This window comes from Streptomyces sp. NPDC002386, from assembly GCF_053593175.1.
On sequence record NZ_JBSFBX010000006.1, the window covers coordinates 231,288 to 244,803 of the forward strand.

Genomic DNA, 13,516 nt, shown 5'->3' on the forward strand with positions numbered 1-13,516 from the left:
CCGAGTCGAAACTCGGCACCGGGCCCGATCACGGCTGAACCGCCGGAGGCCTACGCCTCGAACACCTCACGCACGAGCTGCTCCTGCTCGGCCTGGTGCCGCTTCGCGGAGCCCACCGCCGGGGACGAGCCGTGCGGACGCGAGATGCGCCGCAGCCGCTCGCCGGCCGGGATGTCCGCGCCGACCGCCAGGTCCAGGTGGTCGATCAGGTTGAGCGCGATGAACGGCCAGGCACCCTGGTTCGCCGGCTCCTCCTGCGTCCACAGGTACTTCTCGGCGTTCGGGTACTTGTTGACCTCCGCCTGGAGCTCCGCACCCGGCAGCGGGTACAGGCGCTCGATGCGGATGATCGCCGTGTCCGTGGCGCCGCGCTTCTGCCGCTCGGCCTCCAGGTCGTAGTAGACCTTGCCGGCGCAGAAGACGACCTTGCGGACCGCCGCCGGGTCGACCGAGCTGTCGCCGATGACCGGACGGAACTCGCCCGAGGTGAACTCCTCCGCCTTCGAGGCCGCCGCCTTCAGGCGCAGCATCGACTTCGGGGTGAAGACGACCAGCGGCTTGTGGTGCGGGTTGTGCACCTGCCACCGCAGGAGGTGGAAGTAGTTCGCCGGCGAGGTCGGCATCGCGACCGTCATGTTGTTCTGCGCGCAGAGCTGCAGGAACCGCTCCGGGCGGGCCGAGGAGTGGTCCGGGCCCTGGCCCTCGTAGCCGTGCGGCAGCAGCAGGGTGACGCCGGACGTCTGGCCCCACTTCTGCTCGGCCGAGGAGATGAACTCGTCCACGACCGTCTGGGCGCCGTTGACGAAGTCGCCGAACTGGGCCTCCCACATCACCAGCGCGTCGGGACGGGCCAGCGAGTAGCCGTACTCGAAGCCCATCGCCGCGTACTCGGAGAGCAGCGAGTTGTAGACGTTCAGGCGGGCCTGGTCCTCGGAGAGGTACTGCAGCGGCGTGTACTCCTCGCCGGTGCTCCGGTCGATCAGGACCGCGTGACGCTGGCCGAAGGTGCCGCGCTGGGAGTCCTGGCCCGCGAGGCGGACCGGGGTGCCGTCCAGCAGCAGCGAGCCGACGGCGAGGGTCTCGCCCATGCCCCAGTCGATCGTGCCGTCCTCGACCATCGCCGCACGGCGCTGGAGCTGCGGCTGCAGACGCGGGTGCACGGTGATGTGGTCGGGGACGTTGACCTGGGACTCGGCGATCCGCTTCACGACCTCGGCGGAGATCGCGGTCGGGACCGCGACCGGGAAGCCGTCCTGCGGCGCCTGGGTGTCACCGGCGGCCGGCTGCGAGGTGGCCTCGCGGACCTCGGTGAAGACCTTCTCGAGCTGGCCCTGGTAGTCCTGCAGCGCCTGCTCGGCCTCTTCCAGGGTGATGTCGCCGCGACCGATCAGGGACTCGGTGTAGAGCTTGCGCACCGAGCGCTTCTTGTCGATCAGGTCGTACATCAGCGGCTGGGTGAAGGCCGGGTTGTCCGACTCGTTGTGACCGCGGCGGCGGTAGCAGATGAGGTCGATCACCACGTCCTTGTTGAACGCCTGGCGGAACTCGAAGGCGAGCCGCGCCACGCGCACGACGGCCTCCGGGTCGTCGCCGTTCACGTGGAAGATCGGGGCCTCGATCATGCGGGCCACGTCCGTCGCGTACATGGAGGAACGCGAGGACTCCGGGGCCGCGGTGAAGCCGACCTGGTTGTTGATGACGATGTGGACCGTGCCGCCGGTGCGGTAGCCGCGCAGCTGCGACATGTTCAGGGTCTCGGCCACCACGCCCTGGCCCGCGAAGGCCGCGTCGCCGTGGATCGCCACCGGCAGGACGGTGAAGTCCGTGCCGCCCTTGTTGATGATGTCCTGCTTGGCGCGGGCGACGCCCTCGAGGACCGGGTCGACGGCCTCCAGGTGCGAGGGGTTCGCGACCAGCGACACCTTGATCTGCTCGCCGTCCAGGCCGGTGAAGGTGCCCTCGGCGCCCAGGTGGTACTTCACGTCGCCGGAGCCGTGCATCGACTTCGGGTCGAGGTTGCCCTCGAACTCGCGGAAGATCTGCGCGTAGGACTTGCCGACGATGTTGGCGAGGACGTTCAGGCGGCCGCGGTGGGCCATGCCGATGACGACCTCGTCCAGGCGCGACTCGGCGGCCGAGTCGATGACCGCGTCCAGCAGCGGGATGACGGACTCGCCGCCCTCCAGCGAGAAGCGCTTCTGGCCCACGTACTTCGTCTGCAGGAAGGTCTCGAAGGCCTCCGCCGCGTTCAGCCGGCGCAGGATGCGCAGCTGCTCCTCGCGCTCCGGCTTGGAGTGCGGGCGCTCGACGCGGTCCTGGATCCACTTGCGCTGCTTGGGGTCCTGGATGTGCATGAACTCGATGCCGGTGGTGCGGCAGTACGAGTCGCGCAGCACGCCGAGGATGTCGCGCAGCTTCATCATCGACTTGCCGGCGAAGCCGCCGACGGCGAACTCGCGCTCCAGGTCCCACAGGGTGAGGCCGTGCTCGGTGATGTCCAGGTCGGGGTGCTTGCGCTGCTGGTACTCCAGCGGGTCGGTGTCAGCCATGACGTGGCCGCGGACCCGGTAGGAGTGGATCAGCTCGAAGACCCGGGCGGCCTTGGTGACGTCGTCGTCGTGCGAGGCGTCGATGTCCTTGAGCCAGCGGACCGGCTCGTAGGGGATGCGCAGCGCCTCGAAGATGTCGTCGTAGAAGCCGTTCTCGCCGAGCAGCAGGTTCGCGACCTGGCGGAGGAACTCGCCGGAGGCGGCGCCCTGGATCACCCGGTGGTCGTAGGTCGACGTGAGCGTCATGACCTTCGAGACGCCGAGCTTGTTCAGCGTGTCCTGGCTGGTGCCCTGGAACTCGGCCGGGTAGTCCATGGAGCCGACGCCCATGATCACGGACTGGCCGGGCATCAGACGCGGCACGGAGTGGACGGTGCCGAGGCCGCCGGGGTTGGTCAGCGAGACCGTCACGCCGGTGAAGTCGTCCATCGTCAGCTTGCCGTCACGGGCGCGGCGGACGATGTCCTCGTAGGCCTGCCAGAACTCGAAGAAGTTCAGCGTCTCGGCCTTCTTGATGGCGGCCACGACGAGCTGGCGGTCGCCGTTGGGCTTCACCAGGTCGATGGCCAGACCGAGGTTGACGTGCGGCGGCTTGACCAGGGTCGGCTTGCCGTCCTTCTCGCCGAACGCGTAGTTCATCGACGGCATGGCCTTGATGGCCTGCACCATCGCGAAGCCGATCAGGTGCGTGAAGGAGATCTTCCCGCCCCGGGCCCGCTTCAGGTGGTTGTTGATGACGATCCGGTTGTCGAACAGCAGCTTCACCGGCACCGCGCGGACCGAGGTGGCCGTCGGCAGCTCCAGCGAGGCGTTCATGTTCTTCGCGACGGCGGCGGACGGACCGCGCAGCGTCACGTACTCCGGGCCCTCGGGGGCCTCGGCCGCCGGGGCCGCCTTCGGCTTCGGCTGGGCCGGCGCCTGTGCGGGCGTCGCCGGCTTGGCCGGAGCGGGGGCCGGCGCCTTCGCCGCGGGGGCGGGCGCGGGCGCCGGAGCGGCGGCCGGGGCCGCGGCGGGCTTCGGAGCGGCGGCCGGCGCCGGCGCGGGAGCGGCCTTGGCCGGCGCGGGCTGCTGGGCCTGGGGAGCCGGAGTGGTGGTCCCTGCGGCCCCCGCGGCCGCAGTACCCGCCGGAGCCGACGCGGCAGGCGCGCCCGGCTTGTAGTCGGCGAAGAAGTCCCACCAGGCTCGGTCTACCGAATTCGGGTCCTGGAGGTACTGCTGATAGATCTCGTCGACGAGCCACTCGTTGGGACCGAACGCCGCGGCGGGGTTCTTCCCGGCTTGGTCGTCGGTCGAGATGCTCGAGTTACTGGGGGACTGTGGCGACACGGCGGCAACCGCCCTCTTCCGCTTCACAAGGTTATGGACAGCGGGAATAAAGGCTACGCCTCCAAGACCGTGAAGGTCAGGTCGGGCCCGTCCATCGTCGCGTAAGTCACATCAGAAATCTTGTTTCAGGGCTTGATATGGCGGGAAACAAGTGTGGTTCCGGATGCGCGAGTGGGTGTGCGGGATCGCCGAGCGGGGCCCGGCGCCGCAGGTCGGCGTGCGTCTTCGGGACCCGCCCCTGATCACACGTGTCCGGCTGCGCGGACGCTCGTGGATCTTGAGGTTCCGGTTCGGACCCTACGTCAACTTCGGACGGAAGTCTCTCCCGGAAGAGTGACGATGATCCTGCAGCCCCGCTCGGATTCGGCCACTCCGATCCGGCCGCCGTGGAGATCGACGGCCCACCGCGCGATCGCCAGGCCGAGGCCGGTGCCGCCGTCGCTGCCCGGACCGTGCGGCCGGGTCACCGCGCCGCGGTTGAACCGCTCGAACACGCGATGCCACTCCGACCGCGGGATGCCGGGGCCCTCGTCCAGGATCTCCAGCTCCAGTGAGTCCGGCACCGGGCCGGACCGCGCCTTCACGGTCACCCGCCCGTGCGGCGGGCTGTGCTTGACCGCGTTGTCGATCAGGTTCGCGACCACCTGGTGGATGCGCTCGGGGTCCGCGAGCGCGGTCAGCTCCGGCGGGGAGACATCGAGGTGCAGGTGCACGTCCGTACGGGTGTGGCTGCCGGAGCCCGAGGCGATGCCCGCGCGCGCGGAGGCGACCATGTTGGCCTCCTTCAGCACGCCGGACAGGTACGGCCACACCTCGAAGCGCCGCGTCTTCAGCGGTACGACGCCGTTGTCGAGCCGGGACAGGTCCAGCAGGGTCTCCACGAGCCGGCCGAGCCGCTCGGTCTGCTTCAGGGCCGTCCGCATGGTCTCCGGATCGGCCTCGGTGACCCCGTCGACGATGTTCTCCAGCACGGCGCGCAGACCCGCGATCGGGGTGCGCAGCTCGTGCGAGACGTTCGCCACCAGCTCCTTGCGCTGGAGGTCCTGGGCCTCCAGCTCGTCCGCCATGGCGTTGATCGTCACGGCGAGGTCGCCCAGCTCGTCCCGGCGGCCCTCGCTCACCCGGCGGGTGTAGTCACCCTGCGCGATCGAGCGGGCCACCGTGGTCATCTCGTCCAGCGGGGCGGTGAGCGAATGGGCCACGAACTGCGTTATCAGCAGTGTGGCGATCATCGAGAAGACCGTGATGAAGCGCAGCTCCGTCTTGGTGTGCACCGCGATCATCGACAGACCTGTGGTGATCAGCACCGAGATGACGACCAGCGCGCCCAGCTTGGTCTTGATCGAGAACGGGCGTACGCCGCCCCAGGGTTCCTCCGTGGGGTTCCCGGGGCTCCTCCGTGCGGCCTCCCGCCCGTCGCTCATGGCGTCGGCGTCTCCAGCGCGTACCCGACACCGTGCACCGTGCGGATGCGCTCGGCGCCGATCTTCCGGCGCAGCGCCTTGATGTGGCTGTCCACGGTCCGGGTGCCGGAGGCGTCCGCCCAGTCCCAGACCTCGGCCAGCAGCTGCTCCCGGGAGAGCACCGCGCGCGGGGTGTTGGCCAGGCAGACCAGCAGGTCGAACTCGGTGGGCGTGAGGTGGACGTCCTCGGAGCGCACCCGTACCCGGCGCTGCGCGTGGTCGATCTCCAGCTCGCCGAGCCGCAGGATGCCCGAGCGGGGCGTGGAGGCGGCGACGGCCGCCCGCTCCACCCGCCGCAGCAGGACGTGCACCCGCGCGGCCAGCTCCCGCATCGAGAACGGCTTGGTCATGTAGTCGTCGGCGCCGACCCCGAGTCCGACCAGCATGTCGGTCTCGTCGTCGCGCGCGGTGAGCATCAGCACCGGCACCGGGCGCTGGGCCTGCACGCGGCGGCAGACCTCCAGGCCGTCGAAGCCGGGCAGCATGATGTCGAGGATCAGCAGGTCGGGCTGCCAGGCCTCGGCCGTGTCCACCGCGGCCGGTCCGTCGGCCGCGGTCTGCACGAGGAATCCCTCCGCGCGAAGCCGGGCCGCGATGGCGTCGACGATCGTGGGATCGTCCTCGACCACCAGCACCCGGCGCTGTGCGCCGGGGGTGGTCGTGGTCGCGCCGGTCTGGGAGGTGTGTGTCTGCTCCATCGCCCGCCCCTGTTGCTTTCCGGAATCAGTGGGGTGATCCCATGACTGCGATTGACGCTTGAATGATCCGCGTCAGGGCAGCACATTACGGGGACAGGCCGCGCCGTCGCTATCCAGGGCGGACGGCTAGGTGCACGGCGTCCGGAACGCCCCGGGCAACGGGGACCTCTTCGGTACGCACCTGACGGAATCCGGCATTCCGCAAGGTTCCTTCAAATTCCGGAGAGGGCTCGGCCGACCATACTGCAAACACCCCGCCGGGCTTCAACACCCTTGCGCACGCGGCGAGTCCGGCCGGTGCGTAGAGGCCGCCGTTGTCCTCGGTGACGGTCCAGCCCGGCCCGTTGTCGATGTCGAGGCACAAAGCGTCGAACGTGTCCGATGTCTCCTCCAGGTAAGTGAGGAGATCCGCCTCGACGATCCGGGTGCGCGGATCGGCGAGCGCCTCGGCGGACAGTTCCGCCAGGGGGCCGTCGCGGTGCCAGTCGATGACGGCGGGCTCCCGTTCGGCGACCGTGATCCGGCCCCACCGTCCGTCGGCCGCCGCGTGGGCGAGCGAGAACCCCACGCCCAGCCCGCCGATCAGCACCTCGGGCGCCGGGCGCCCGTCCAGCGCGTCGTACGCGGCGTCCACCAGCAGCCGCTCGGAGCGGCCGTCGGAGGTGTCCATCAGGAAGCAGCCGTTGGCGATGATCTGCAGCAGCCGGCCGTGCCTGCGCAGCACCACCTCGCCGTAAGGGCCTTCGCGGCGGTCCAGGACCACGGGGGAGTCGTGCACGGCAGTCATGCGCCCATCCTGCTCCGAAGCGGCGCCGGGGGCACCGCATTTCCGGTGATCGCTCACAGCGAACGGTGCGCCGGGAACAACCGCGGGGCGTCGGACATTGAGTCGGCATAGCTCAAGTTGACTGCCTAAGGGGAGATCATGGCTGCTGAGTCCACGGCGTTCACGCTCGTACTGCCGGTGCTGCCGCTCGACGACGAGGTCGTGCTGCCCGGCATGGTGGTTCCGCTGGATCTGAGCGACGCCGAGGTGCGGGCCGCGGTGGAGGCGGCACAGGCCGCCGCGCGTGCGGAGCCCGGCAAGCCCAGGGTCCTGCTGGTGCCGCGCGTCGACGGCACCTACGCGAAGACCGGTGTGCTCGGAACCGTCGAGCAGGTCGGCCGGCTGGCCGACGGCGACCCCGGCGCGCTGATCCGCGGCCGCGGGCGGGTGCGCATCGGCGCCGGTACGACGGGCCCGGGCGCGGCCCTGTGGGTGGAGGGCGCGCGGATCGACGAGACCGTGCCGGAACCCCTGCCCGGCCAGGTCGCCGACCTGGTCAAGGAGTACAAGGCCCTGGCCACCGCGTGGCTGCGCAAGCGCGGCGCCTGGCAGGTCGTAGACCGGGTCCAGGCCATCGACGACGTCTCCGCGCTCGCCGACAACTCCGGGTACTCGCCCTTCCTGAACACCGAGCAGAAGGTCGAGCTGCTGGAGACCGCCGACCCGGTGGCCCGGCTGAAGCTCGCCACCCAGCAGCTGCGCGACCACCTCGCCGAGCAGGACGTCGCCGAGACCATCGCCAAGGACGTCCAGGAGGGCGTCGACAAGCAGCAGCGCGAGTTCCTGCTCCGCCGCCAGCTCGAGGCCGTCCGCAAGGAACTGCGCGAGCTGAACGGCGAGAACGACGGCGAGGAGTCGGACGACTACCGCGCCCGCGTCGAGGCCGCCGACCTGCCGGAGAAGGTCCGCGAGGCCGCCCTGAAGGAGGTCGACAAGCTGGAGCGTTCCAGCGACCAGTCGCCCGAGGGCTCGTGGATCAGGACCTGGCTGGACACGGTCCTGGAGATGCCGTGGAACGAGCGCACCGAGGACGCCTACGACATCCAGGGCGCCAAGGCCGTGCTCGACGCCGAGCACGCGGGGCTCGAGGACGTCAAGGAACGCATCACCGAGTACCTGGCCGTGCGCAAGCGGCGCGGTGAGCGCGGCCTGGGCGTGATCGGCGGGCGGCGCGGGGGAGCCGTGCTGGCGCTCGTGGGCCCGCCCGGCGTCGGCAAGACCAGCCTCGGCGAGTCCGTCGCGCACGCCATGGGACGGAAGTTCGTCCGGGTCGCCCTCGGCGGCGTACGGGACGAGGCCGAGGTCCGCGGCCACCGGCGCACGTACGTCGGCGCGCTGCCCGGCCGGATCGTGCGCGCCGTCAAGGAGGCCGGGTCCATGAACCCGGTGGTGCTGCTCGACGAGATCGACAAGGTGGGCTCCGACTTCCGCGGCGACCCGGCGGCGGCCCTGCTGGAGGTCCTCGACCCCGCGCAGAACCACACCTTCCGGGACCACTACCTGGAGGTCGAACTCGACCTGTCCGACGTGGTCTTCCTCGCCACCGCGAACGTCCTGGAGGCCATCCCGGAGGCGCTCGCGGACCGTATGGAGATCGTCCGCCTGGACGGCTACACCGAGGACGAGAAGGTCGTCATCGCCCGGGACCACCTGCTCCCGCGCCAGCTGGAGCGGGCCGGCCTGGACCGGGACGAGGTCACGATCGACGAGGGCGCGCTGCGCAGGCTCGCCGGCGAGTACACCCGCGAGGCGGGCGTGCGGACCCTCGAGCGGTCCCTGGCCCGGCTGCTGCGCAAGGTGGCGGCCCAGCACGAACTCGGCGAGCGGGAGCTGCCGTTCACGGTCCGGGACGAGGACCTGCGCGCGCTGATCGGGCGCCCGCACCACGTGCCCGAGTCCGCCCAGGACCCGGCCGAGCGCCGGACCTCCGTCCCGGGCGTGGCGACCGGCCTCGCGGTCACCGGCGCCGGCGGCGACGTCCTCTTCGTGGAGGCGTCCCTCGCCGACCCGGAGACCGGGGCGGCCGGGCTGACCCTGACCGGCCAGCTCGGCGACGTGATGAAGGAGTCGGCGCAGATCGCGCTGAGCTTCCTGCGCAGCCACGGCGCCGAACTGGAGCTGCCGGTGGGCGACCTGAAGGACCGGGGCGTGCACATCCACTTCCCGGCGGGCGCGGTCCCGAAGGACGGGCCGAGCGCGGGCATCACCATGACCACGGCCCTCGCCTCGCTGCTCTCCGGCCGGCTGGTCCGCACCGACGTGGCGATGACCGGCGAGGTCTCGCTCACCGGCCGGGTGCTGCCCATCGGCGGGGTGAAGCAGAAGCTGCTCGCCGCCCATCGCGCCGGGGTGACCACCGTGGTCATCCCCAAGCGCAACGAGCCCGACCTGGACGACGTCCCGGCCGAGGTGCTGGACCGGCTCGACGTCCACACCGTGACCGACGTCCGCCAGGTCCTGGAGCTGGCCCTCGCGCCCGCCGCCAGCGGCGCGGAGCCGGAGGTTCCGGTGGCGGCGTGACGGACGCCCCCGGATGAGGGAGGGCCCGGGTCCCGTACAGGACCCGGGCCCTCACCGCGCCCGCAGGGCGGGGCGGCGCCGTCTCAGCCCGCGGCGAGCGACTGCTCCGCCCACACCGTCTTGCCCACCCGGTCGTGCCGGGTGCCCCAGCGCTCCGAGAGCTGGGCGACCAGCAGCAGGCCCCGGCCCCCCTCGTCGTAGATACGGGCGCGCCGCATGTGCGGGGTGGAGCCGCTGGCGTCGTAGACCTCGCAGATCAGGGTGGAGTCCTGGTGGATGAGCCGCAGCCGGATGGGCGGCCGGCCGTAGCGGATGGCGTTGGTGACCAGCTCGCTCACCACCAGCTCGGTGGTGAAGACGGCCTCCTCCAGCCGCCAGGCCGAGAGCTGGTCGCTCGCGTACTTGCGGGCCCGGCCCACCACCGTGGGATCGCTCGGCAGCTCCCAGGAGGCCACCCGGTCGGTGTGCAGGGCCCGGGTGCGGGCCACGAGCAGGGCGACGTCGTCGTCGGGGCGGTGGCTGAGCAGTTCGGTCAGGACCCGGTCGCAGACCGCGTCCAGCGTCGGCGCGGGCCGGCCGAGCGCGTCGAACAGCTGGTCCAGCGCCTCGTCGATGTCGTGGTCGCGGGCTTCGAGCAGTCCGTCGGTGTAGAGGGCGAGCAGGCTGCCCTCGGGCAGTTCGGTCTCCAGGGCCTCGAACGGCAGCCCGCCGAGGCCGAGCGGCGGACCGGCGGGCACGTCGAGGAAGCGGACGGCGCCGTCCGGGGTGACCACGGCGGGCGGGGGATGGCCGGCCCGGGCGAGGGTGCACCGGCGCGAGACCGGATCGTAGACCGCGTACAGACAGGTGGTGCCGATGCCGCCCGCCGCATCGGCGGCCGGGTCCGCGCTGCCCTCGTCCGCGGCCAGCCGCAGCACGAGGTCGTCGAGATGGGTGAGCAGCTCGTCCGCGGGAAGGTCGACGTCGGCCAGGGTGCGCACCGCCGTGCGCAGCCGGCCCATGGTGGCGGAGGCCCGCGTCCCGTGACCGACGACGTCGCCGACGACCAGGGCGACCCGCGCCCCGGACAGCGGGATCACGTCGAACCAGTCGCCGCCCACCCCGGCGCGGGTGGCGGCGGGCAGGTAGCGGCCGGCGATGTCCAGCGCCGCCTGGTCGGGCAGGGTGTGCGGCAGCAGGCTGCGCTGCACGGCCGTGGTGGTGACGTGCGTCCGGGAGTACCGCCGCTCGTTGTGCAGGCCGGTGGCCGCCCGGGCGGTCAGCTCCTCGGCGAGCCGCAGGTCCTCCGGGCCGAACGGCTCGGTGCGCCGGTCGCGGCCGAACAGGGCGACGCCGAGCGTGCTGCCCTCGGCGAGCAGCGGCACCACGATCAGCGAGTGGGTGCCGGACGTGCTCAGCCACGCGGCCCCCGGGTCCACGGCCGCCCACCCCGAGATCACCGGGTCCGACGTGTCGTGCAGGGCGGACCGGCCGGTGGCCAGGGACTCGGCGGGCGGCGTCCCCGGCTCGTAGGCGACCGTCCCGCCCACCCCGGGCCCGGCCGGCGGGCCGCCGTTGTCGGACTCGGCCCGCACCGCGGCACGGCGCAGGACGAGCGGGCGGGTGCCGGTCGCCTCCTCCGGCCCGCCCGGTCCGCGTGGTGAGTCGAAGAGGTCGACGGCCGTGAAGTCCGCGAGCCGGGGGACCGCGGCGTCCGCCAGTTCCCGCGCGGTGCGCTCCAGACCGGGGGCGATGGGATCGCGCGCGGCGGCCTCGTCCGGGGCGCGCTGCCGGGCCGCGGGATCGGGGTCGTGCCGGTGGGTCGCGAGACAGACCGCGCGCACCGCGCCGGTCCCGTCCTTGAGCGGGGTGAGGACGGTGGGCCGGTCGAGGTCGGGGCCGAGGACGGCCTGCACCTCGCGCGGCTCCCCGGTCTCCAGCACCTGGCGCATGGTCCGCTCGGCCTCGTCCCGCGCCGGCCCCGGCGCGATGTGCGTCAGCCGCAGCCCGCGCATCGCCGCCTCGGGCAGGGACAGCGCCCGTTCCAGCCTGCGGTTGGCGCGCATCAGCCGCAGTTCGGTGTCGAAGATCGCCAGCGGGAAGGGGGACTGGATGAAGGTCCACTCCTCCAGCGGCTCGCCGCGGGGCGGCTGCGGCCGGTCCGCCACGGCGGTGACCACGAGCCAGTCGGACTCCCCGGCGCGCCGGGTCCGGCGGTGCGCGAGCAGGCCCTGCTCCATAGGCCGGCCGTCCTGGTGCAGCAGCGCGACCATGCCGTGCCAGCGGTCCCGGCCGGCCAGGGTGTGCCGGACCGCCGCCCGGTCCGCGGTGGCGAGCAGCGCGGCGGCCGGCCGGCCGACGACCGCCGCGGCCTCGTAGCCGAGCAGGCGGCGGGCGCCCTCGCTCCAGCCGGTGAGGACGCCCTGCTCATCGATGGTGGCCGTGGCCGTGTACGTCGACTGTCGCTCCATCGCCGCTCATCTCGCCCTTGTCCGGCAGGCTCTCCCTGACCAGCATGATCCCGGGCGGCGCGGAGCACCAACGCAGCGGGACGGCGGCCGTCCGCGGGGACGGCCGCCGTCCCGGAACACGGGGAGGATCAGCCGTTGGCCAGTGCCTGCACCCGGTCCAGTGCGCCGTTGAACTTGTCGTGGTCACCGACCGTCGGGCCGGACGAGGTGTACTGCCACATCGTGTAGTACGACCATCCCGCCGGCAGTGTCCCCACGGTCGAGGCGTAGCGGGCGATCCACAGCGGGTTGTTGGCGGCGAAGCCGCCGTAGTTGCCGGTGCAGTCGGTCCACCAGCTCGTCGCCGTGTAGATCACGGCGTCCCGGCCGGTGCGCGCCTTGTAGGTGTTGAGGAAGTCGGCGATCCAGCTGACCATCCCGCCGGCGGTCTTGCCGTAGCAGGCCGCGCCGTACGGGTTCCACTCGATGTCGAGCACACCGGGCAGGGTCTTGCCGTCCCGCGACCAGCCGCCGCCGTGGTCCACGAAGTAGTTGGCCTGGGTGGCGCCGCTCGTGGTGTCCGGGGTGGCGAAGTGGTAGGCGCCGCGGATCATGCCGACGTTGTACGAGCCGTTGTACTGCTGGGCGAAGTACGGGTTCGTGTAGTACGTGCCCTCCGTGGCCTTGGTGTAGGCCCAGCGCACGCCGCTGTTCCAGAGGGTGGACCAGGCGACGTTGCCCTGGTAGCCGGCGACGTCCACGCCCTCGGTCTGGGTGGCGTCACCGGTGGTGGGGGTGCCGTGCTGCCCGTCGTGGGCGGCCACCCCCATGCCCATGGACGCCGAGCCGCGGCCGGGGGTGGTCGCCGCCTGGGCGGCGGTGAGCGGAAGGGCGAGGCCGAGCGCCATGAGCAGGGCCGTGACGAGGACGGCGAGCGGGCGCGGACGGAAGGAACCGGGTCTGTGCACGGGCATGACGTGCCTCCGGGGAGAGGGGTGGGGGGGTGGGGGGATCGTGGGGTGACCGCTTGACCACTGGCGTGGGCATGTCATTGCTTGCCTGTCACAGAAGCTACGCACGTAGATGACATCGTGGGAAGGGGATCCGGATGCTGCCGTTGGTCTAAGCCTGCGAAATACTTGAAGAGCTGCGGCTATGACGGCGGTTGGCGAAAACTTTCAGGACGGCGAAACCGATCAGGGGTGCTGACGTGCACGAGGACGGAAACGGCGACGGACGCCGTGTCACCGCACAGGTGACGCCCAGTGGTGCAGACCAGGAATTCCTGGCACTGGAACGCGAGTTGACCGTGCTGCTCAGGCGGGCCCGGGCCAACCAGGGTGAGATGGCCCGCGAGGTCCACCCCGACCTGGAGTCCTCCGCGTACGGGCTGCTCATCCGCCTCGACGAGCTCGGCGGCCAGCGCGCCACCGAGCTCGCCGCCTACATCGGCGTCGGCAAGGCGACCATGTCCCGCCAGCTCCGCGCCCTGGAGGAACTGGGGCTGATCGCCCGCGAGCCCGACCCGGCCGACGGCCGCGCCTGGCTGGTCACCCTGACCGACGAGGGCCGCGGCCGCGTCGGCACGGTCCGCGAGGCCCGCCGCGCCCGCTACGTCAGCCAGCTCGCCCACTGGGACCGCCGCGAGGTGTCCGAACTGGCGCGGCTCCTGCACGAGTTGAACGGTGTCATGGAGCGCTGAGCC

Annotated in this window: 8 protein-coding genes; 2 read left to right on the plus strand and 6 right to left on the minus strand. The window is 71.9% G+C overall.

Annotated elements, in window-relative coordinates; genetic code table 11:
• Window positions 1-50: 50 nt before the first annotated feature.
• From ACWCPN_RS15065 to ACWCPN_RS15080, 4 genes are all read right to left on the minus strand, one after another.
• On the minus strand, window positions 51-3,875 hold the full coding sequence (locus ACWCPN_RS15065; protein ID WP_451205727.1) for a multifunctional oxoglutarate decarboxylase/oxoglutarate dehydrogenase thiamine pyrophosphate-binding subunit/dihydrolipoyllysine-residue succinyltransferase subunit: 3,825 nt from the start codon (window positions 3,873-3,875) through the stop codon (window positions 51-53).
• 302 nt (window positions 3,876-4,177) lie between these two features.
• Window positions 4,178-5,299: a HAMP domain-containing sensor histidine kinase gene (locus ACWCPN_RS15070; protein ID WP_451205730.1), complete on the minus strand. Its 1,122-nt coding sequence runs from the start codon at window positions 5,297-5,299 to the stop codon at window positions 4,178-4,180.
• Complete coding sequence (locus tag ACWCPN_RS15075; RefSeq protein WP_199211973.1) at window positions 5,296-6,036, minus strand: response regulator transcription factor; 741 nt, start codon at window positions 6,034-6,036, stop codon at window positions 5,296-5,298. The genes ACWCPN_RS15070 and ACWCPN_RS15075 overlap by 4 nt, the downstream gene beginning before the upstream one ends.
• A 109-nt stretch (window positions 6,037-6,145) precedes the next feature.
• Window positions 6,146-6,823 (minus strand): spermidine synthase, encoded by a 678-nt coding sequence (locus ACWCPN_RS15080; RefSeq protein ID WP_199211974.1) that lies wholly within the window; start codon window positions 6,821-6,823, stop codon window positions 6,146-6,148.
• A gap of 138 nt (window positions 6,824-6,961) precedes the next feature.
• On the opposite strand from ACWCPN_RS15080, the gene lon reads away from it, so the two are divergent.
• Window positions 6,962-9,382 carry an endopeptidase La gene (lon, locus tag ACWCPN_RS15085; protein ID WP_451205733.1) on the plus strand — a complete coding sequence of 807 codons (2,421 nt, stop codon included), beginning with the start codon at window positions 6,962-6,964 and terminating at the stop codon, window positions 9,380-9,382.
• A gap of 83 nt (window positions 9,383-9,465) precedes the next feature.
• Here lon and ACWCPN_RS15090 read toward each other — a convergent pair whose 3' ends face one another.
• Window positions 9,466-11,832, minus strand: coding sequence for a SpoIIE family protein phosphatase (locus ACWCPN_RS15090; RefSeq protein ID WP_451205737.1), 2,367 nt, complete (start codon window positions 11,830-11,832; stop codon window positions 9,466-9,468).
• 128 nt (window positions 11,833-11,960) lie between these two features.
• On the minus strand, window positions 11,961-12,785 hold the full coding sequence (locus ACWCPN_RS15095; RefSeq protein WP_451205740.1) for a lysozyme: 825 nt from the start codon (window positions 12,783-12,785) through the stop codon (window positions 11,961-11,963).
• 236 nt (window positions 12,786-13,021) lie between these two features.
• On the opposite strand from ACWCPN_RS15095, the gene ACWCPN_RS15100 reads away from it, so the two are divergent.
• Window positions 13,022-13,513: a MarR family winged helix-turn-helix transcriptional regulator gene (locus ACWCPN_RS15100; protein ID WP_199211978.1), complete on the plus strand. Its 492-nt coding sequence runs from the start codon at window positions 13,022-13,024 to the stop codon at window positions 13,511-13,513.
• The last annotated feature ends 3 nt before the right edge of the window (window positions 13,514-13,516 follow it).